The following is a 22,173-nucleotide window of genomic DNA, read 5'->3' on the forward strand; positions in this document are numbered from 1 at the left end:
ACCCGCTTTACTCTCAGTAACATTACCAAAGGCATCCATAGCAATAATGTTCTGGTATCTTACACTGTAAGCCTTGTCGATACCGTAGCGCGCTTCCCATACCGCTTTGCTGTAGCCATTTTGGTACTGGTACTGCGTGCCGTAACTATTGCCACCGGCATCAAATAGCTGAAACACCCGGCTGTACTGGTCATAGGTGGTGCGCTCAACCAGCGTTTCCCCCTCGATCACCAGCTCGTTGCGTTCCAACCGGCCCAGTGCATCGTAGTCAAAACGGCGTAAGGCACCGCCCGCTACCTCTTCGCTTACCACCAGGTTGCGCACTGTGTGGCCGGCTTCATCACTGTAACCCCACTGCGTGCTGCGCAGTGTTGCGGTGCCATGCAGGATATTTTCCGTTACTTTGCGGCCAAAATCATCATACCAGGTCTGGGTGATATGCATTTTAGGGCTGGTTTGCTCAACCAGCTCACCCAAGGCATTGTATTTGTACGACCAACTGCCGCTATCCGGGTCAACCATAGTTTGTTTATGGCCACGGCTGTTGTACGTCATTGTCGTAGCTTCGCCGTCAACACCGCTAACGTGCAGCAAATTGCCCGTTGCATCATACTGGTAGCTCATGGTACCGGCTGCATCTGTTACACTACGCAGTTGACCAAAAGCGTCTTTTACTTCTGTTTTGCTTTGTGCTGATGCCCCGGCCCAAAAGCCACTCACCTTAGACGTAACCGCCAAACCACTGTAACTGATATCGGTGCGGGTACCGTCTGCGGCCAACAGCAATACCGGCCGGCCAAAGATATCGTAGTCACTCTGGTTCCAGACAACGCTACCGGCGTTAAAGGCTGGCTGTGACACCCGCATCGGCCGGCCCATTGTGTCATATTGCGTCTGGCGCACTATGTACTCATCGCTGTTAAAGGCTTCGGTTATCGTAGCCAGCTCGCGGCCTGCCGCATCGGCTACTTTCCATTGTGTCGGTGCGCCGCCCTGCTTCACTCTTTCATAGCTGTAGCCGCTGACCCCAACTGACGGCAAGCCCACAGCCGTTGTTGTATAACCGCGGGTAATAATGCTGTAACGGCCGCTAACCGCGCCGCTCGGTGTTTGCTCGCGACTAAACACCGGCTGACCAAAGGCATTAAAGCGTAAAACACTGCGGATACCGTTTTCGGTAACCGTTTGCGCCTGACCCAAGGTATTAAAACTGCTGTAACTGGCTACAGTTTGGTCATTGATATTTTTCGAGATGAGGTAGCGACCGGCACTGTCATAAATATTCTCGCTATATCGGCTAATTCTGAACAGTTCGCCAGCGCCAGCTTTACTACTAACAGTGGTTGTTTCCAGATTACCCAAGGCGTCATAGGTATAGCTGGTTTTCAGATAGCTTTGCGCATCGCCATCAGGCTCGGTGATTTCGTCTTTTAATAAACCGCTGGGGTAGTAGTCAAAAGCGGCTGTACGCATTACCGTTGCGACAGGGTCTGCATTCATGCTATTTGTTATAGTGAAATTGTTTCCTGGCTCAGTACAAGTTACACAATTATCATATGCTGACAACGTCCCCTGGCCTTGTTGATGTGTGACGGCACTTCGGGACACACGGTTAATCAACCATTTGCTGATATCATCATGGTCGTAATCATTAACGGTTTGCACCGTCCTGACCAAGCCGCTGGCTTTGTCGTAAGTTGCCACGGTTATTTCATCAAGGGCAACATACCGGCCCGCTACAGCAGAGTAGCTGTTTTCGGTAGTGACTTTCGACACAAACACCGGATTACTGTAGCTGCCATTGAGGTAGTCAACAGCATATTTGTCCTCCGCAGAGCGTTTCAGGTAGGGGTATACTGTTTTTCCACTATTCAGCGCAATTTTCTCGTACATATTTCTGGCAAAACTGATTGTCTTACCGTTGTATTCTTGTTTTGTATACGAGGGCATACCAACGAATGGAAAATGTTGCAAATATTTAGTCGTGCTTATAATGCCTGTTTGACTGTCTACTGACGTCAACTTTTCATAACCAAGAAAGCCTCGCCCTCCGGCTTGAATTCTTGCACCTTCATATTTATATGTTACCCCCACCGCCCCTTGGCCAGTGTCAGATTGCACGGCAGATACAACAGGTATGCTGCCACCAATGTTGAAGACTCGCGCCAGATCTGTACTACTGGCCAGGTTAAGACCAAATCCGCGTGTGTATACCTGGCTGTTAGTTAAAAAGCTGTAGCTCACTGCTGTACTTAACCCATGACCATCGATAAATCGACGGACTGTGTCCTGAGTGCGGTTTGTCACGCCCTGGTGCTGCACCGCCGCCTGGTTTGCAGCCGACATGATATAAGGCTGCGCCGACGTGCCCTGTATTATTTGGCAATCCTGGCCCGGCAGACAGGGCGGCAAGCAATCAGGCAAACAAGGATCAGCTTCAGGCGCCTGTGCACCAAAACCAAACCATTCCAATCTTTTATTGCCAAAATCGGTTACCGCAATGCCTGGTTTTCCCTGCCCGCGCAGATCCGAAAAAATGGCGCTTTCAACGTTGACATTAATGACTGGCCCAGCCGTAGCAACCGGCGCACCCGAATATGGATGCCGTAGCATGCGCCAGCCACTATGGTAGTACACCAACTCATTGATGCCGTTACCGGTGACATCTACTGCCTGGATAAATTTGGCATTGTCTGCATTTGGTACTGAGCTTGGCAGTGTAACCAACTCAATGATCTCAGCTTTCTGATTATAAAACCGTATGTGCCATCTTCCTGCTTCAAAATACAGCAGGTCTGCCAGACCATCACCATTTAAATCGGCTAATTGCAAGTTTGCTGCCGTATTGATATCCGTTGTTACACCACCCAATGTGCCGTTCAACCTGAATCTGACACTGTTGCCAGCCAGTTGCTCAGCCAAAAAAATCCCCCAATACCTGGCAGCCCGGTATCCCCGACAGTCTTCGGTTTGCGGATTACATTTTTCACGGATCTCTGCAACAAAGTCGTTTAAACCATCGCCGTTGATATCAAAAGCAGATAATTGCTGCAACGACGTTAGCTCTGTCGAACAAATAATATTGGAACCTGTCTGACCAGAGCACTTAATAGGCCCTCCTTCCTGATTTACCAGGGATAACGGAGCATTAGCACCAAACTCTGTATGAAAAGAATTACAACCGGGCGATAAACAAAATACGTTTCTGGATTTATTAAGTTTGTAATAAGTCTTGGTAATAATATCAGCCTGGCCATTACCGGTAATGTCGTGCAATGCAATATCTTTTTCTGTGATATCGGTGGCAAAACAAGTTACTGCCCCTAAAGCACAAATAAACCATTTATTGGTGTAGTACAGCAGTGATGTCGAGCCGTCACCATAAATATTCGCCAACCGGAATTCCGGCGCCGCTGTTGATGAAAACGCACTGCTCATTGATACAGCTGCCCTGAAGCCAGCGCCGGTTCCTTGCAGATAATAAGCCTGATAAATATTGTGACTGCCTTTGGTTACATATACCCAGTCGGTCAAACCATCACCGTTAATATCTGCAGGCTGACTAAAAACAATCTCATTTGAACCCAGGGTTTGGCTTATTGCGACGTTAGTCTTGAAACCCGGGGACGATTCAGCTGCTTCATTCCATTCGAGCAGCAGGGGCTTCAAACAACTGCCGCCAACACCGCACTCGGTAATTTTCAGCATCCTGGCAACGCCTGACAACGGCGCAGTATCATGCTCCAAACGTAATTCACGTACCAGAGCATTAGTGTGGTTGGTAACCGATATGCTCTCCAGCAAAGACGACGGCATAACATTGACACCAAAAATGTGCATCTTGGGTCGATCTGTTCTGGCTGCAGTATCGTAATGGAATCTAACTTCGTTACCACTGTAGATGACTGAAGAAATGAGCTGCTCGTTGCCTTCATTAACATAGTTGTAATAAATTTTGTTGCTCTGGACACCCAGAAGATCTGTCACTTCACTTATTGCCCAACTAATAGCCGGCCCGCTGGCTGCACTAAAACGGCTGTCTTCAGCATTACCGTAGTAACTAATAGAGCCATCTGGTCTTCGCACTTCAAAGTACTCCGGCCCACCATGCAGGTTCCCCACGGCTGTTACTTTAACCTGACTATCAATTTCGGTAGCATACACAGAACCTGCTGCACCATAGCTGCCGGAAACCACCACCAGCCGCTGCCCGTCCAGACATAAACGATCACTATTTGTTAACGTTACCGCCTTAAATGCGCCATCCTGTACCGGCGTTTGCCGACAACGTTCAATGCTGGACAGCCCGCCAATACTCCAGCCAATCCCCACCGGCCCATTCCCGGCACTGGAATGGTAGTTTAACGACAGTTCCGGCGTATTACCGGCTATCCCTGTCGGTAACTGCAACGCAATGCTGTAAGTCGCCGCGCCACTTTCATCAACCCGGAACGCACCGCTGGTACCGCCAATAACAGCATTGTCGGTAACAACATTTTGAATGTGGGCTTCCGGCGCTTCATCAGGTGTTGCCGGAGGCAGTGCCGTTGTATCAATTAAATCTGTGGTTGCAGAAACTGCAGAACAATTACCCGGCACTGGGTTGCAGGCTCTTACCCGGAACTGATACTTACCAGGTGCCAAACTGGAGTAACTGTGCCCAGTGCCGTTATTACTGGTTACAAAGGCGCTCCAATCTGTAGTTGCGCTTTTATACTGTATTTGATAACCCAAGGCGCTGGTAACGTCATCCCATACCACATTGATCATAGTGCCAGAAACATTGACCAACGGCTTTGACGGTGCCGGCGGCACTATGGTAAACACTTTGGTCGTTTCACCACTATCAGCCATCCCGGCTTTAAAGGCTTTCGCACGTATAGTCGTGCTCTGGCTTAGCGGTATGGTCGCTGTATATTGCGCAGAACTTGCCGTGACGGCAGTATTATTCAGCGTATAACGTATTACCGCGCCGGCTGTTGCCGTACTCAGTGTTACGTTAACTTGCCCACTATGAGTACCGCCATTAGGCGTAGCAGCCGGTGTAGCAACCTGACTAATCGTAACCGTGTTGCTTAGAGCGGTATAAGCAGAGCAACCACTGCTGTTACAGCCGCGGACTTTGAAGGTATAAGCTCCGGGCTGACTCCAGGTGACAGAGCGCGAGAAGCCGTCAATGTTGATAATTTCACTGCCCCAAACTGCGCCATCCTTATAACCTTGTAGCCTGTAACTCACCGCACTGCTTTGCGCCGTGACCGACTGTTCGCTGTCTTTTAGCGCTGCAATCTGCGGCGGTTCCGGATTGTCCAACGGCTGACAAGGGCCATAGTCATCACAATGACAGGTGCCGGTGATCTGACACGGCTCTGGCTCTGGACCCGGTGAGGTATTGCTATACCAACTTACAGTTATACTGTTAGCGCTTGTCACTAAACCAGCGCTTGGTACTCGCGGCACAGCAGGCACCTGCGGTGGCGTCACACTGCTTGTCGCTGCAGACCAGGCTGAGCAGCCACTGGTACCACAGGCCCTTACCTGATATTGATAGCTGCTGCCCGGTGTCACTGTAAACGAATGGCTGCGCGTGCTTCCCTTATTAATTTCAGTCTGCCAGCTACCGTTCACACTCTGCAGGATACGATACGAGGTAGCATTGCTCGCTGCATTCCAGGCCGTATTTATTGTTAATGCTGATAGCGGCGCAGTTAAACCACCCGGTACCGCAGGAACTGCCGGCGGCGTAATCGACGCTGTTGCCGCTGACCAGCCGGAGCAACCACCGGCATTACAGGCTCTTACCTGATATTGATAACTGCTGCCTACCGCCACATTAAATGCATGTGTCCGGTTGATGCCTTTATTGATTTCTGTTTGCCAGTTGCCATTAACACTTTGCCGGATGCGATATGACGTAGCGCCTGTCGCCGCATTCCAGTTGGTATTTATCGTCAGGAGATTTTGTGTTGCGCTAAGCCCTGTCGGTACAGCTGGCGGCGCAACAATCGTAGTGGCCGCACTTATACCCGACCAATTAGAACAGCCACTGCTGTTGCAGGCCCGGACACGGTAAGTGTAACTCCCTACGGTTAAGCCGGTGTATGTATGGCTTGTTGCGGTACTCTTATTAATTTCGGTTTGCCAGGATCCACTTCCTAACCGTTGCTGGACGCGGTAACTCACGGAGGTACTTTGAGCAGTCAACACATCATCGTCTGCTTTAAGGGCCATCACCTCTGGTGTCGGCTCACCCAAAGGTATACAAGGTTGTCCATCCTGACAATGGCAAGTACCGGTAATCTGACATGGCAGCGGCGTTCCACCGCCGCCACTGCCGGCCCAACTGACACTGATACTATTACTACTCTGTTGGCTGGATGAAGGTGTCGGCGGTACAGTTGGCACGGGGGGCAAGCTTACTGCACGTACGGTTGAGTACGCTGAACAAGCATTGGCATTGCAAGCCCGAACCCTGTATTGGTAGCTGTTACCGCCTGTACCACTGAAAGTATGGGCTCGTGTTGTTCCCTTATTTATTTCAGCTTGCCAGCTACCGCTATTGACCCGTTGCTGAACACGATACGAGGTCACCCCACTAACTGCACCCCAACTAACGTTTATATTGGTGCCACTAATGCTGGCTGCCGGCTGCGAAGGCGTTGCCGGGCCCGGAGGAGGAGGTGGTGGTGGAGGTTCCCAACCGGGATCACACAACGGAGTGTAGTCATTTTCCGCCTTTTCTTTATCCTGTTCTGACAAAGGAATACACGGCGGATTGTACTGCACACCCGGATCAGTAGCGCTTTTTAGTGTCGAAGCAAAAGCAGGTATATGAGACGAGAGCAGGTAAACAATAAACAGTACTACCTTAACCAAACGAAAATCATCCATGACAACATACCGAACATAAATTAACATTTGAATGAAAATTAAACAAAATAAAAAAATAAATCAACTTAAATAACATTGAAAAAACAATAAAAATACAACATAAGCGATAGAGCTGCCGAATTCACTACTTCAGGTTAATTACCGCCTGAAGACACCCTCAGGATAATTAACAAATAAAATTGCTGATTTTTAAACATCTCATCTCAGGTTGGGTTAGGCCGAAGCTGTTAAGTTATGTTAAAATTGCTGCCGTATTAAGCAGATAACATGGTTAAGAGACAGCAAGATGGTAAGACGTACTAAAGCCGAAGCCGAAAGCACCCGCGCAGCTATTTTAGATGCGGCAGAGGTGTTGTTTTTTCAGCACGGTGTATCCCGTACTACGTTGGAAAAAATTGCTGTGGCTGCCAATGTTACCCGCGGTGCCATTTACTGGCATTTTCAAAATAAAGCGGATTTATTCAATGCCATGCTGGAGCGGGTGCGCTTGCCGTTTCAAACCATGCTGGCCGAAATAGATAACAATGTCACCGCAGAGCCGTTTGCACAGTTGCAGCAATTATTTACCAATGGCCTGCAACTGATTGCCGCCAGCGAACAAAAACAGCGCGTGCTTACTATAGTGTTTCACCGCTGTGAATATATCGACGAGCTAAACCCCGCCGTAACCAAACAAGATGAATTAGACGAACAAACGGTCGCGGTTATGCAACGCGCCTTTGAACGTGCCGCCGCGGCCGGTACTTTGCGTGACGGTGTGTCGCCCAGGTTAGCGGCCAACGCTATGCATATGTACGTTGGCGGTATTATCAGCACTTTCTTATTACGGCCACAACAGTGTGATTTGCAACAACACGCGGCAGCACTGATTGATACCATGCTGCAGGGTCTGAAGCGGATTTGAAACAGACCGGCAAAAAAGTAATTTCCACGCCATTTACTTGACATTATTTAATTGCTAGCATTCCGGCAGCTTTAATAAGCTACATAACAATAAAATGGACGCCCTTTGCCAATGATGGCGAATGCACTTTGTTTCGGCTCCGCAGTTAATAACCAATATCAGGATTTCAAATGATGCGAACCGTTTTTCTAGCCGGTGCGTTGCTCGCACTGTTGCCAGCGCAGGCAGCGACAACGTTGGCCCCGCAGTTTATTGCTAACCATACCGCACAAAGCCAAGACTATCTGGGTGAGTCTATTACCTTAACGCTGGACAGCGAACTGACGGAAGGCATTCTTGGCTACGCCAATATTGTGGCTCAGGGCAACAAAGTAACGGCTATCGCCAGCCAACAAGGTATAGCCATCTATAGTGTAGAAAACAATAAATACCAGTTATTACACGAAGTAAGGCTCGCGGAGCTTGGCCTTAATTATAATGACCACATTGAATCTCTCATCATATCAGAGGCTGATTTATGGCTGATTTACGTGGTAAATGGCAAAGCCATTACCTTAACTTTGGATCAGCAGTATAAGCCACAGCTTAATTCGCGCAGTGAGTTTGAAATTGGTTACGTCAATAATATACAAATCAGTAATGGCGTTTTAGCGCTTAATTACGGCCACCAGATAAACACCTTTGCCATAGACAATAGCACTGGCGTGATAACGACGCTGGATACATTAAATTTGTCAGATTATGCCTCACACATGGGCCTGGCAAACGGCGTATTAACCTTTACGCAGTATGATTCAGACACCTCACAGCATAACCTGCAGTTGTACCGCTTAGACAATAGCGGGCAATGGCAACAAAGTGCCAGTCACACCCTGCCGCAAGGGCCTCATGGCGGCTATAGCCCGAATTATGCCATTATCAGCCCCAGCGGACAGAACATCATTTACGGTAACAGTGAATTAAGCATTGCCTTATCATATGCCGCGGAGACCAATCAGCTTAGCGAAACATTTTCCGGCGATTTCCTTACCGGATATTATTATGATATCCGCTTCCTGGACGAGGTGAATATTTTACTGTCCACAGGCGACCAACTCGCTGTTTTTGATAGCCAAACCTTACAAACCAAAAGCAGCTATAACCTGGATCAGTTTAACAATAGCTTTAATAACGTAGCCGTTCACAACGGAAGTATTGTACTGTTAAATGAATCGGGCCTTACACAACTATCACCTGATACGCTGCAGGTTAGCGCGGCCATAACCGCCAGCCAACAAGGCCGGATGCTGAACTTTGTCAACTATGATGATTTAACTGCACTGAACAACGACTTCATGCTGAAAATTACCGGCAATCAGGTTCAACTGTTTCAGCCAGATACAACCGGAATACCCAAGCTGACGCAAAGTGGTTCAACACTAAAAATGCTGGGATTTGATCGGTATTATTCGCGCTATAGCAGCCACCATTTTGGCGATAATGTCTATGTCATCTTAGGTAACAACAGCTATTCGGTGCTGAAACTTAATACCGAAACAGCACAGCTGCAGTTACTGAACAGCGGAACTTTACGCGGCAGAAATGCCAGCCTGCTTTACAGCTATCGCGATAATGTAACGCATAGCGGCAACTATCTGCTGCACGCCCACTACGACACCTTAACCTTGCTACAGCTAACGTCAAATCACCAAATACAATTTGTTGACGCCGCGGTAAATGGCGCCTCGGGTATAAACGGCATTACCAATATACAGCTGTTGTTTAGTGTTGATAATCATATTTACGCTGCAGATGCGCAAAACCAACAAATTGCTCACTTCACTATCGACAACAACCGTTTACAGCAGAAAAATCTTTACTCTGACCTGTACTTGCCTTACCTGTCCGGCAAGATAGTGCACGGTAATGTTGTCACCTTACTTGGCTACCCCGATATACATAGCTTTAGCGTTGCCGCAGACGGCACACTGTCGCTGAATGCAAACCAGAATCTGCCGGAAGCCATTACACAATGGACAACGATAGGTCAGCGTTTTATGGCGCTGAAGTTATATACCACCATACAGATTATGGAGCTGGATCACACCTCCGGAGTTTGGCATACCGCCTTGGTGCTGAATAGCCAGCAGCTATGTGAGGAGTATAATTTATCGCAATCCTCGCTATTGCCACTGGCTAACAATCTGAGCATCTATGACGCCAGGCAAAAGCGCCTGATACGGTTAGCACACAATAGTTCGCCTTATGTGCCCAACCAGGCTGCGCTTAGCTTGTCATTTAATCAGGGGCAGCCAACCCAATTGGCGGTATCCAGCCTGTTTGCTGACGAAGAAGACGCAACCTTAACCTTTAGCCTTAGCAACGCTGCCGACAGCTTTAGTTTAACTGACGATAACCTGCTGCATTTTAATGGTCAGGCCGCCAGCAGCGGCAGCATGAATATCACGGCAGAAGATGAGCAAGGCCTGGCAGTGGCAGCACAAGTTAACTATCAGGTTAATTTAGCCCCTGTTGCCAAAGCCACACTACCGGTATTCAGCACCACAGCAGGCGACGCTATCCAGTTCGAACTGGCACAGCATTTTACCGACCCTGAAGGCCAGGCATTGCAGTTTGCCCTTGCCTCAGCCCAAGCCGGGTTAACCTTGTCCAGCACCGGCTTGCTAACCGGCACCCTGAACAGCGCCGGCGAACTTAGCTTAAGCGTCAACATCAGCGACTCTACCGGAGCAGTTAGTAACCACACTGTACAAATCTCAGTAGCCGCTAAGCCTGCGGAAAGCTCAGGAGGCGGCAGCTTACATTGGTTGTTATTAAGCTTACTGGCGTGCACTGCGCTTTGCAGAGTAACCAGCCGGCGCTAAGCCTGCGGGTATAAAAAAACCGGCAAGTCAGCGTGGGACTGAAATGCCGGTAAGGTACAAACTGTCGGGCAGCTTAGCTGCCCTTATTTATTCAATAGCCTGTTATTGCTCTGCCTGCGGTTTCGCTGCCGTCTTTGTGCCAAAAAAGCGCATTATCACCAGATAAAACACCGGCACTAAAAACACCGCTAATACCGTGGCCGAGATCATGCCGCCCAGTACCCCGGTACCAATAGCATTGCGGCTGGCCGAGCCGGCACCGCTGCTGATCACCAGCGGCAACACGCCAAGTGAAAACGCCATAGACGTCATAATAATCGGCCGCAAGCGCAGGCGTACTGCTTCGAGTACCGCTGCGGTCAGCTCTTTACCCTGCTGTTGCAGCTCGCGGGCAAACTCGACTATTAAGATGGCGTTTTTCGACGCTAAGCCCATAGTGGTTAACAGCCCCACCTGGAAGTAGACATCGTTACCCAAACCGCGCATATAGGCAGCAATTAAGGCACCGATAATGCCCAGCGGTACTACCAGGATTACCGCAAACGGCACGCTCCAGCTTTCATACAACGCCGCCAGACATAAAAACACCACTAAGATTGACAGCGCATATAACGCCGGCGCCTGAGAGCCGGACAGCTTTTCCTGATAAGAGGTAGCCGTCCACTCAAAACCGATACCTGTGGGCAACTGGCTGATTAATTGCTCCATCGTCGCCATAGCATCGCCTGAACTGGTGCCCGGCGCCGGTTCGCCCTGAATCTCCATCGCCGACACGCCGTTATAGCGCTCCAGCCGCTGCGGGCCATATACCCAGTCGCTGCTGGCAAAAGAGGCAAAACTGACCATCTCACCGCTGCTGTTGCGCACATGCCAGCGGTTGATATCTTCCGGTGTCATCCGAAATTCCGGCTCGGCCTGTACATACACCTTTTTCACGCGGCCGCGATCGACAAAGTCGTTAACGTAAGTAGAACCCCAACCAATAGACAAGGTTTGGTTGATATCACTCAGCGATACCCCCAGCGCCTGCGCTTTGAGTTGATCCACGGCGATTTTCAGTTGCGGCGCATCTTCCATGCCGTTCGGGCGCACGCCCACCAGGTTGGCTTGCTGCGCCGCCATACCCAGCAACTGGTTGCGGGCATTCAGCAGCGCTTCGTGGCCTACACCGCCGCGGTCTTGCAAGAACAACGAGAAGCCGGTCGCCCGGCCCAGCTCAGCTATCGGCGGCAGGTTAAAGGCAAATATCTGCGCTTCTTTTACCGTAGCGAAAAAGCCCCAGGCGCGGCCAATAACGGCCTGCACGCTGTCGGCATCACCGCGCTCATCCCAGTTAGCTAAGCGCACAAAGGCCAGGCCCATATTCTGGCCACGGCCGGCAAAGCTGAAACCGGATACGGTAAACACCGACTGCACCGCGTCTTCGCTGAGATAGTGGGCCGACACTTTATCTAATACCGCTTCAGTACGCTGCTGGCTGGCACCGGTAGGCAACTGCACCATGGATAAAAACACACCCTGATCTTCTTCCGGTAAAAACGAAGTAGGCAAGCGCATAAACATCACCGCCATTACCAGCACTATGGCGCCATACACCAGCATGGAACGCTTTGGCCTGGCCAGCATACCGGCCACACCGCGCTGATAATTGCGGTTGGTGCTGTCAAAGCCACGGTTAAACCAGCCGAAAAAGCCGCCCTTAGCATGGTGGTCGCCGTTAATCGGTTTGAGCATAGTGGCACACAGCGCCGGGGTAAAAATAAGCGCTACCAGCACCGACAACGCCATGGCGGTAACGATAGTAATAGAAAATTGCTGGTAAATGGCACCGGTGGCGCCACCAAAGAACGCCATCGGCACAAATACCGCCGACAGCACCAAACCTATGCCCACCAAAGCGCCGGTGATCTGGCCCATCGATTTACGCGTGGCTTCTACCGCGCCCAAGCCTTCTTCCGACATAACCCGTTCCACGTTTTCTACTACCACTATGGCATCGTCTACCAGCAAGCCGATAGCCAGCACCATACCAAACATGGTTAGCGTATTAATGGTAAAGCCAAACAACGACATTATGCCAAAGGTGCCCAGCAACACTACCGGCACCGCCAGCGTAGGAATAAGCGTAGCGCGGAAGTTCTGTAAAAACAGATACATCACCAGAAACACCAGAATAATGGCTTCTATCAGGGTTTGTACTACCGAGCTTATCGACACCTCAACAAAGGGCGTAGTGTCATACGGAATAACCGTGGTTAAACCTTCAGGGAAATAGGGTTTAAGCTCTTCCAGCTTGGCTTTTACCGCTGCGGCGGTATCCAGCGCATTAGCGCCGGTGGCCAGCTCTATTGCCAAACCGGTGGCCATCTTGCCGTTGTAGCGCGCTATTACCGAGTAGTCTTCACCACCCAGCTCTATCCGCGCCACGTCGCTGAGCTTTACCATAGAGCCGTCGGCATTTACTTTGAGTAAAATTTGGCCAAATTCTTCTGCCGACGTCAGCCGGGTTTGCGCCAAAATAGCGGCATTAAACTGCTGGCCGGGTAAGGCCGGTGCCCCGCCCAACTGGCCGGCGGTAACCTGATTATTCTGCACCTGAATGGCCGACGTTACATCCGCAGGGGTCAGTTGATACTGGTTCAGCTTGTCGGCATCCAGCCACACCCGCATCGCATACTGGCTGCCAAACACCTGCACATTACCCACACCTGTGGTGCGGCTTAGCGGGTCTTTTACGTTGGCTACAACAAAGTCGGCAATGTCATCACGTTCCAGGCTGCCGTCTTCGGAGATAAAGCCCACCACCATCAGGAAGCCACCGCTGGATTTGGCTACCCGCACGCCGTTTTGCTGTACTTCCTGCGGCAACAGCGGCAACGCCTGCTGCAGTTTGTTTTGCACCTGTACCTGAGCAATATCGGCATCGGTACCGGTTTCAAAGGTCAGGGTCAGGCTAACATTACCGGACGAATCCGAGTTGGCCGACATATACATCAGGTTATCCAGGCCATTCATCGCCTGCTCTATTACCTGGGTTACCGCATCTTCCGCGGTTTGCGCCGAGGCACCACGGTAAGAGGCACTGATACTGATCGCCGGTGGCGCAATACGCGGGTATTGCTCTATCGGCAGTTGTTTAATCGATAATAACCCGGCCAGCATAATCACTATTGCGATTACCCAGGCAAAAATGGGCCTGTTTATAAAGAAATTCGCCATCTGCTACCCCTGTTATTCTGTCGCAGTCTGGCTGCCGGCTGCCTGTGCGTTTACTACCCGCACTGCAGCTCCCGGCCGTACTTTTTGCAAACCTGCCACTATCACTTTGTCACCGGCTTGCAGCCCCGACAATACCTGCCAGCTTTGCTCTACCGAGCGGCCGGTTTCAATAATCCGCGCTTCAACCTTGTTGTCGCTGTTCACCAGCATTACCGATGCCTGGCCCTTTGGCGTGCGGCTTACCGCCGCCTGCGGCACTAACAGGGCATTGTCATCAGTGCCATGGTGCAAGCGCGCCCGGACAAACATGCCCGGCAGTAAGTCGCCGCTTTCATTCGGAAATACTGCCCGCAGCGTTACCATACCGGTGCCCGGGTCTACATGTACTTCAGAAAACTGCAGGCTGCCCCGGTGGCTATATTCGCTGCCATCATCCAGCAGTAAGTCCACGCTTACCTCGCCGCTGGTATCGCCGCGCATTTGTTTTTTCAGCTTTAACAACTCAGAGCTGGACTGGGTTAAATCAACATAAATCGGGTCTAACTGGCGAATAGTCGCCATTACCTGGGTTTGGTTGGCGGTTAACAGCGCGCCCTCGGTTACCAGCGAGCGGCCAATCTGGCCGGCAATCGGCGCGGTAATGTCGGTGTAATCCAGGTTTATTTGCGCGCTTTGCACGGCTGCTGCGCTGCTGGCTACTGCAGCATCGGCCTGCATCAAGGTAGCTTGGGCATCATCAAAATCCTGTTGGCTTACAGCCTTGCTGCCTAGCAAGCCTTTAAAACGGTCGGCTTTTAATTTAGCGTTATGCGCCAGCGCCTTGCTGCTGGCCAGGTTGGCTTTGGCATTGGCCAGCGCCGCCTGATAAGGCGCAGCATCAATTTTGTATAACACCTGGCCGGCTTCTACCAGCTGGCCTTCGGTAAATAAGCGCTGCTTTAAAATGCCGTTTACCTGCGGGCGAATTTCCGCCTGGCGGTAATCTGTGGTACGGCCGGGTAATTCAGTGGTTAACGCCAACGCCGTGGTGCTCACTGTTACTACTTCTACTTCTGTCGCAGCGGCCGCTCCTTGCGCAGCGCCCTGTTGTGGCTCACTGCAGGCCACCAGTACCAATGCCGCCAGCGCAACAGTTAACAGTTTTACATTTACACGCATACAAACTCCTGTGAGACACTGCCCGAACAAGCCGTGCACAGCTTAGGCAGAATAAGAACGGCAATATACATACAAGCTTGTATGTATTCAATAAGGCAGCGGCGTTGCCGCGACCAATGGCAGAAAAAAGCTGACCAACAACCGTCAGTGCAGTATAGACTGTCAGAATCCGGATACCGTTTTTACAACCACAGGTGATATATGAGTATTGAACTGCGTAAAAGTGACAGCGGCATTTACCGCCAAACCATTCGAATCAACCAACACACAGTGTTTGCCGATGTCGCCAAAGATTTAGGCGGCGATAACAGCGCACCCGACCCGCACGACTACTACGACGCCGCCCTGGCCGCCTGCAAAGCCATTACGGTAATGATGTACGCCAAACGCAAACAACTGCCGCTGGATTATATCGATGTAGTAATAGAGCGCGACAACAGCCGCGAAGCGCAGGGGGTATATGTGTTAAACGTGCAGTTAAGCCTGCTGGGTACTTTAACCGACGAGCAAAAAAGCCAGCTGACAACCATCGCCGGCAAATGTCCGATCCATAAGCTGATGACAGAAGTCAGTACAGAAATTAATACCAGCTATAGCTGATCACGTACTGAGTACTGAAAGGTTTACCGGCTGTACAGCAGAGTAATAATTACCACTCTGCTACCTGCAGCCGTTGTTTTACGCCAATCACCTGAAATTGCAGTGCATTAAAGACTTCATCAAAATCACAGCAGCCGCCGGAGATATTCGGTAGAGATAAGCCGGCTTCAATAAAAAACCGTTGTTGCTCGGCTTCACTTTGCCAGGCCTGCTGCCACCAGTTTTTAATATGCCAACTGGCAGCCTTTAGCCGCGCCTGGCTGGGCAGGCGATCACGCTTAACACGGTTTTCGCCACGGCTGGCCGGCAGCAGGTTCCATAAATCGTTATTCGGCCAGTAGCTAAACGGCACGCAGTGATCAATATCGTAGCTGTACAACGGCTCGCCACTCCACACGCTGCGTACATCCATGCCCTGCCGGCGTAATGTTTCTACTTTTTTCCGCACCATAGCAGTGTCGTGTTGCCGGTCCAACCAGCGCAGCTGGTTGTGGTAACTATCAAGTGATATGTTTTGTTGTTGGTTCAACTCATACTTTTGCATCTCGGCAATCCACTGCTGCACCAGCAAAGGCTCGATCCAGCAGCCGTATTGACGAAAACAATTCCACATATCTTCGCGCAGCACAAAGCTGCCGTAACTATCGAGAAAGCTTTTATCCAGCAACACTGCGCTTTGCCGTTTGGTTTTACTGCGCTGCATATCAAACAGGCGGTTGTCTTTATTACCCTGCCAGATATAAGTCACCGGCCCGGCTTTAATCGTTGCAAGGGTATCGCTGAATAGCTGCTGCAAAGCCGCGGCGTCCTGGCCGGTGTAAAAGTTACCTATGGCAAAATCGTCTGCCGTAAGATGCTGCAACAATCTCCAGCCGTTATCAGTGACAAAACCCAGGCCTTTGGCCGGGTCAGAGCTCTGCTGAATATTGTTATCTACCAAGCGTTTAAACAGCCGGATCCAATACAGCGCTACTAAGCCCAGCGAAATAGCGACAGTACCGGCTTGCTTATCCAGCACAGCGCCCGGGTGAGCATCGGCAATACGCACCAAAGTGCGCAGCAACGCCAGTTTGTAGGTAGAAGATTTATTGTCGTTAACGACGATATGCCGCACTTTACTCAGGCTGCCGCTGCCATCATCCGGCAGTTCCAGCACCAGGGTTTGCCACTCTACCCCCGCCCGGCCACCGGCATCTGCGGTTACCTCGCTGACAAAGCGCAGCAACAAACCAAACTGCCGCGCCAGCGCAGCTATTTCATCAACACTTACCGGGTAAGCTGTGCGCTCATCGTTAAAATCGCCAAAGCGCAGGCTTAAAACAAAGCGGCCACCGGGCGCCAACAGGTTGGTAATTTTACGAAACGCCCGCTCGCGCTCAGACGGCAGAATATGCATCCACACCGCACTGAGTAAAATGGTATTAAATTGCAGGTTTAACTGATAACAGGCTTTCAGCTCCGGCAAGCTGTCTTGCAGCCATTGTACTTTTTCAGCCGTTTTTAACTGACCGAGTCGCAGTAAATCTGCAGCCGGTTCCACAGCAATAACCTGGCAGCCCTGCTGTGCCAGCCACAACGAATCACGGCCACTGCCCGCGCCGATATCCAGCACCAACTGCTGTTGCTTTGCACTCTGCGGCCAAAACTGCTGCCAGCAGGCATGCACCTGCTCAAAGCTAATCGCATCGTACTGGGCAGCAAATAACTCTGCGCCCTGGTGGTAAATATCAACGGTTTTGCTCATTCAGTTGGTAAAAGCCTTTCAAACGGTTGCGAGTGTTGTAGCAATATTCCAGACGCGAGGCAATGGATATAGCTCAACATATGCCGCGCACTGTGCTACCGGGAGCGCAATATTCTTAATACCAGCCCGCAGCCAACGAAAGCCTTGCACAGAATAACTATTTGTTGCCTTTAGCGTCGCCAATCTGGCAGCTAAGTGCCAATAGCTGACATTCTTTTGGCTATCACACTCGAGACTCTATAACTGTACTTATATCCAATTCGTTGCTACAGCCACACGATCTTTGTTAGACGGGTTAACCCGTATTTGTCGCCTGCATAAGTACCCGCTGTACCTATAAGTTGTTGTAACTTTTAAAGAGGTGGTGTAATGTTTTGTACATTAAATTTACAAATACGGGGCACCCCGTGTTTAATTACGGGGCGACCCGTCGAATAAGCGTTATATACAAGGAATAGGCATTTGAGTAGTCCGACGCTATATATATTTTCCGGTTTACCTGCGGTTGGAAAATCTACACTTGCTCAACTGCTTTCCAAACATCTACGCATCTTATATGTCCGTATTGACACGGTCGAACAAGGATTGCGGGATTTATGTGATCTGGATGTAGAAGGTGAAGGTTATCAACTCAGTTATCGGATCATTCAGGATAATTTATCGCTGGGTCTTAGTGCGATTTCCGATTCTTGTAACACTGAGGAGTTTGTTCGTCGGGAGTGGGAGGCTGTTGCCACGAATGTAGGTGCGAAATTTGTAAACATTGAAGTCGTTTGTACCGATCCAAAAGAGCATGAGCTACGAGCCATTAAACGAAAAAGCACTGTAGCAAATCTCAAGCCTCCTACCTGGGATAAGATTAAAAATCGAGTTTACGAATCTTGGGACTCAGAAGTTATAACGATTGACACAGCGGGTTCGAGTGTTGACGATTCATTAAAGAAACTTTTGGCAAAGTTGTGTGTGTGACGATTGTATATAACAAGTTACTGCACCGGAAAAATTACTCGCTGGCGCTCCCAATTTTCCGGTGAGCAAAGCGTTATGCGAAAAAAAGGGCAATTTAATGCCCCGACTTGTAGTTGGTAAATGCGTTAGTTTTTACAGCCATTTTTATCACATGTGATCTTTTCATGTGAATTGACCCAATGATCTGAATTTTTCTTCGTATCTGTTCCACATCCAGTAGTTCCGCCTTTAGAGCCACTGTGAACAACACCTGTTGGGGTATGTTTTACTGACATATTATTACTATCCTTAGTTATTTGATTTTATTAGCCAAATGGCCAAGTTAAGGATTAGTATTTCAACTTTGTTATGTCAAGGTTCGTATATTTATAGTTGTCAGGTAACATTGGAAAATTCGCATAACAAGGAGTTCAAATGGAAATAAAACGAGATACTAAAGGACAGCCATACATAGAGTGGGCGCAATGTTCAAACGGATTCAAAAGAGCATGGATACAGCGTAAGCCAGGTACAGACCGTGATTGGGCAAAAGCAAAAGATGGTAGGTATCTTAATGTAGTGAGAATTGAAGCGCTAGGTGAAGGACCTGCAGGTAATGCTACAGACTTCCCAATCTTCTCTGACCTATCAGATGAGCAAATATTGGTTGCGTTTGTAACTTCTGTATCAGCGATAACAGGCACTCCTCTTGAGTCCAAGTAGTGAAATCCTACATAACAAGGCAAAGCAGCAGAGCACAAGCAAAATTCGCTTGTGCTGGGCCTCACTAATGCTCGACCGCTGTTTGCGACGTTAATGTCCGCAATTCGCTCATAGCGGTCAATTGAGGTAGCTGAATAATTTGAAAACTAAGGAGCCAGTGAAAGTAAAGTATCTGTAGTTTTACAATTAAAAGCCCACACCAATACCACTGCAACTTTAAGCAACACAGGTATACTAGCCTATTTCGCTTATTCCCTCAGACTTATGAAGGCCCGATGACTGCCGATACCCACTACCACCTGCTTGTACCTACCCGTAGCAACCACTTTAACACCTGCTTTTATTGCGGCTGCATTGCCGCTACACATGACTATGCGCCGCCGTTGCAGTATCTGGAGTTTTACCTGGCCACGCGCGAGGCCAGTGAGTTTTTAAAAATTCCGGTTTGTAATGAATGCCATGAGCTGGTTAAACCCTGTAAAGCCGGCACGCTGGATGAGCGGCACAAATTTGCCAAAACCAAACTGGCTAAAAAGTATGCCAAGGCGTTGAGCATTTACGACATGTGGACGGTGGATGAGTTAGCAGCGTTAGATTTTAGCCTGCGCCACAGTATTGAAGCCGGCTTAAAATTGGGCGCGGAAACTACAGAGCGGCTTAACTTTTTTGGCTTTGACTATGAAGCCGGTGGTGTTAGCCAGCAGGTGCAAGATAGCGCCCCGTTGCACTTTGAGGTGTTTGGCGAGAGCTTTGATACGTTTCGCGAAGCGCTGGATTTTGCCAGTAAAGCCTACCGGATACCGAAAAATGCCTTAAAAGAAGCCTTTGCTGATAACGGCAACAGCTTTGAACTGGCGATCCAGGCCATTCACCAACAAGTGGCAGAAAAAGAATTTAACCAGCAGCTAAAACAGCAATGCGCCGCCTTTGCCAAGCAGCATAAACAAGCAGTTATTTTTGTGCATAAACAGGTAGAGCGTTACCTGAGTGAAAACGCCGATATGACCATAACCGAAGCGCTGCAGCATTTCTATGACACCAGAGTAAAACCGGCAGCAGCCAGGCGTTAAATTTAATTTAAGCCATAGTTGTGCCTGGTTAGTCTGAGACTGATGAGCAAACTTGACAAAGTTTGCCATAACAGCACAATTAGCTTAATTGCAGTAACAGAGACAAGCCAATGGCAACCATGAACGTATCGCTACCCGATGGCATGAAGCATTGGGTAGAACAACAAGCTGAAACCGGACGCTACAGCAATGCCAGTGATTATGTACGTGACCTTATTCGGCGTGATCAGGAACGGGCAGCCAAAGTTGCCCACCTGCAGCAGTTAGTTGATGAAGGCATTAACAGTGGCCGGGGGCAGCGCACTATGGCGCAGCTGGAAGCAGCTGCCAAGGCGAAACTGGCGCAATAACGCATGGCTTATATTCTTAGCAACAAAGCTGAAGAAGATATAATTGCTATTTTTGTTGCCGGTGCAGAACAGTTTGGCCTGATACAGGCGCAGCGTTACCACCAGCAATTAAGCACTACTTTTGAGTTTTTGTCTGACAACCCGCAAGCCGCGCCTGTGCGTGAAGAACTTATCCCACCTGTGCGGCTGCATCCTGTCGGTTCACACCTGGTTATTTACCAACTTGAAGCTGACAACAGTATTTTTATTATTCGCGTGAGGCACGCGCATGAAGATTGGTTAAATGATACCTAACAACTAGCCACGCTTCTTTCCATATAGCGTCTAACATATCAGACAAAAAACTGCGTTATATAGCAACATTGCGCCTTATGTTAGACAGCGCACTGAGCTGGATAGCTTGCTTAAGCACCCTGCTGAAGTTTAACCATAAACTGCCGGGCGCCCAGGTCAAGCGCCAGGGCGCGCAGTTCGCTTTGCTGAGTTACCGGCGCATAGGCAAAGCAGGTTACCTGCAAGCCCGCCTCAGCGGCAGTATGAATAAACTGGCAGACGTCACTAAAACCATATTGTGTTGGCTTTACCGCTTGCTGATAGGCCGGCGGATTAGTGGCCGGCAGGTAAATTTCTAACTTTTCTACTTCCAGCTCAAGCAGCTGTTGGCACAATGCCGGCGCGTCGTTTGGTGCCACCAGGCCATAGCTGACTAAGGTTACCGGCACACCATGGCGTTTGGCTTTAAAGGCCGGTAAAAACTCAGCCAGCAGATCCATATGTAACAGCGGATCGCCAATGCCGGCAATGGCCAGACCCTGCAGCTCAAATTCGGTAGAGGCCTGCTGCTCGTAACCGGCCTGATACGCCTGCTCTGCCGCGTCCAGCAATTGCTGCGCCGTGGGCGCCGCTGCCAGTTGTGCCAGCAGCGGTGCGTTACCCGCCAGTTGCAGCAACGATTGCGCGGCCGGTAAACGGCTGCCGCATTGCAGGGTTAAGCGTTGCTGCTCAAAATAATGGTAAGGCGATAATGACATTGCGGTGCTCCATTTCAGGCTGAGCTGAAAGTAACACAAGCCGGTTTGGCTGTCTTGTTGCAGACACTATTAGCCTATTGCGCGATAGCTTGACGCAGCGCAGGTTTTGCCACGATAAAACTGTCGCTATACCCGCGCGGCCGGACTACCATAAATAAGATTACGCTAATTTATGAGGTGGGTTATGCAAGCTAACGTAGGTGGAATAGATAAAGGCATACGTATTGTTGCCGGTATGACATTAATGACGCTGGCCGCAACCGGCACCATAGGCCTGTGGGGCTGGCTGGGTATAGTGCCGCTGCTGACCGGGTTATTTAACTTTTGCCCGCTGTACAGCCTGCTGGGGATTAAAACCTGTAAGGTGTAAATACAAAAACCGCCGAATTGGCGGTTGCACCCGCGAGGATTGATTCGGTGCTTCCTGCACCTCATCCTGCGGGCGTCGCTGGCACGACGTCAAAATCGGCTGTCCTGCCGATTTTTCGAACCCAGGTTCTCATCCACAGGTACACAAAACAAAAAACCGCCTGATTGGCGGTTGTTTGTTTTGGTGCACCCGATAGGATTACCCGGGCTATCCTGCCCTCGCCCTGCGGGCCAGCGGAGCTGTTCCAAATCGTTCCCGACTTAATTACTCGTATCATCCTGATACTCGCCCCGATGGGGCC

15 protein-coding genes and 1 pseudogene are annotated in these 22,173 nt (G+C 49.9%); 9 read left to right on the forward strand and 7 right to left on the reverse strand.

Translation table 11 applies throughout. The features are described 5' to 3' along the window. Both ACTZWV_RS19300 and ACTZWV_RS19305 read right to left on the reverse strand, forming a co-directional pair. Window positions 1-5,460: chitobiase/beta-hexosaminidase C-terminal domain-containing protein (locus tag ACTZWV_RS19300; RefSeq protein WP_444788162.1), on the reverse strand; the 5,460-nt coding region annotated here is incomplete at its 3' end. Window positions 5,461-5,769: 309 nt separating this feature from the next. Beyond that, a pseudogene (locus ACTZWV_RS19305) lies at window positions 5,770-6,918 on the reverse strand (fibronectin type III domain-containing protein); the annotation flags it as partial. Window positions 6,919-7,177: 259 nt separating this feature from the next. Here ACTZWV_RS19305 and ACTZWV_RS19310 point away from each other — a divergent pair. After that, entirely contained in the window at window positions 7,178-7,795 is a 618-nt protein-coding gene (locus tag ACTZWV_RS19310) for a TetR family transcriptional regulator (protein WP_444788120.1), read from the forward strand. A gap of 170 nt (window positions 7,796-7,965) precedes the next feature. Beyond that, complete coding sequence (locus ACTZWV_RS19315) at window positions 7,966-10,659, forward strand: Ig-like domain-containing protein (RefSeq protein ID WP_444788121.1); 2,694 nt, start codon at window positions 7,966-7,968, stop codon at window positions 10,657-10,659. A 102-nt stretch (window positions 10,660-10,761) separates the two neighbouring features. Here the strand turns inward: ACTZWV_RS19315 and ACTZWV_RS19320 are convergent, their stop codons facing one another. Together ACTZWV_RS19320 and ACTZWV_RS19325 are read right to left on the reverse strand one after the other, a co-directional pair. Further along, window positions 10,762-13,878 (reverse strand): efflux RND transporter permease subunit, encoded by a 3,117-nt coding sequence (locus tag ACTZWV_RS19320; RefSeq protein ID WP_444788122.1) that lies wholly within the window; start codon window positions 13,876-13,878, stop codon window positions 10,762-10,764. A 12-nt stretch (window positions 13,879-13,890) separates the two neighbouring features. Beyond that, window positions 13,891-15,036 carry an efflux RND transporter periplasmic adaptor subunit gene (locus ACTZWV_RS19325; RefSeq protein WP_444788123.1) on the reverse strand — a complete coding sequence of 382 codons (1,146 nt, stop codon included), beginning with the start codon at window positions 15,034-15,036 and terminating at the stop codon, window positions 13,891-13,893. A 201-nt stretch (window positions 15,037-15,237) separates the two neighbouring features. On the opposite strand from ACTZWV_RS19325, the gene ACTZWV_RS19330 reads away from it, so the two are divergent. Next, complete coding sequence (locus ACTZWV_RS19330) at window positions 15,238-15,636, forward strand: OsmC family protein (RefSeq protein ID WP_444788124.1); 399 nt, start codon at window positions 15,238-15,240, stop codon at window positions 15,634-15,636. A 49-nt stretch (window positions 15,637-15,685) separates the two neighbouring features. Here ACTZWV_RS19330 and ACTZWV_RS19335 read toward each other — a convergent pair whose 3' ends face one another. Continuing rightward, a complete protein-coding gene (locus tag ACTZWV_RS19335; RefSeq protein WP_444788125.1) occupies window positions 15,686-17,380 on the reverse strand; it encodes a methyltransferase domain-containing protein in 1,695 nt (564 codons plus the stop codon). A 462-nt stretch (window positions 17,381-17,842) separates the two neighbouring features. On the opposite strand from ACTZWV_RS19335, the gene ACTZWV_RS19340 reads away from it, so the two are divergent. Next, a complete protein-coding gene (locus tag ACTZWV_RS19340; protein WP_444788126.1) occupies window positions 17,843-18,349 on the forward strand; it encodes an AAA family ATPase in 507 nt (168 codons plus the stop codon). Window positions 18,350-18,474: 125 nt separating this feature from the next. On the opposite strand, the gene ACTZWV_RS19345 is transcribed toward ACTZWV_RS19340, so the two are convergent. Then, complete coding sequence (locus ACTZWV_RS19345; protein WP_444788127.1) at window positions 18,475-18,624, reverse strand: hypothetical protein; 150 nt, start codon at window positions 18,622-18,624, stop codon at window positions 18,475-18,477. A 139-nt stretch (window positions 18,625-18,763) separates the two neighbouring features. Here ACTZWV_RS19345 and ACTZWV_RS19350 point away from each other — a divergent pair, with 139 nt between their 5' ends. From ACTZWV_RS19350 to ACTZWV_RS19365, 4 genes are all read left to right on the forward strand, one after another. Continuing rightward, window positions 18,764-19,051 (forward strand): hypothetical protein, encoded by a 288-nt coding sequence (locus ACTZWV_RS19350; RefSeq protein ID WP_444788128.1) that lies wholly within the window; start codon window positions 18,764-18,766, stop codon window positions 19,049-19,051. Between the two features lie 275 nt (window positions 19,052-19,326). Then, complete coding sequence (locus tag ACTZWV_RS19355; protein ID WP_444788129.1) at window positions 19,327-20,121, forward strand: hypothetical protein; 795 nt, start codon at window positions 19,327-19,329, stop codon at window positions 20,119-20,121. A gap of 110 nt (window positions 20,122-20,231) precedes the next feature. Beyond that, window positions 20,232-20,471 carry a type II toxin-antitoxin system ParD family antitoxin gene (locus ACTZWV_RS19360; RefSeq protein WP_444788130.1) on the forward strand — a complete coding sequence of 80 codons (240 nt, stop codon included), beginning with the start codon at window positions 20,232-20,234 and terminating at the stop codon, window positions 20,469-20,471. 3 nt (window positions 20,472-20,474) lie between these two features. Then, window positions 20,475-20,765, forward strand: coding sequence for a type II toxin-antitoxin system RelE/ParE family toxin (locus ACTZWV_RS19365; protein ID WP_444788131.1), 291 nt, complete (start codon window positions 20,475-20,477; stop codon window positions 20,763-20,765). Between the two features lie 110 nt (window positions 20,766-20,875). Here ACTZWV_RS19365 and ACTZWV_RS19370 read toward each other — a convergent pair whose 3' ends face one another. Further along, entirely contained in the window at window positions 20,876-21,502 is a 627-nt protein-coding gene (locus ACTZWV_RS19370; RefSeq protein ID WP_444788132.1) for a hydrolase TatD, read from the reverse strand. 184 nt (window positions 21,503-21,686) lie between these two features. Between ACTZWV_RS19370 and ACTZWV_RS19375 the strand changes: the two genes are divergently transcribed. Continuing rightward, a complete protein-coding gene (locus tag ACTZWV_RS19375) occupies window positions 21,687-21,872 on the forward strand; it encodes a YgaP family membrane protein (RefSeq protein ID WP_444788133.1) in 186 nt (61 codons plus the stop codon). The last annotated feature ends 301 nt before the right edge of the window (window positions 21,873-22,173 follow it).

This window comes from Rheinheimera sp. NSM, from assembly GCF_052380015.1.
In the GTDB taxonomy this organism is placed as follows: Bacteria; Pseudomonadota; Gammaproteobacteria; order Enterobacterales; family Alteromonadaceae; genus Alishewanella.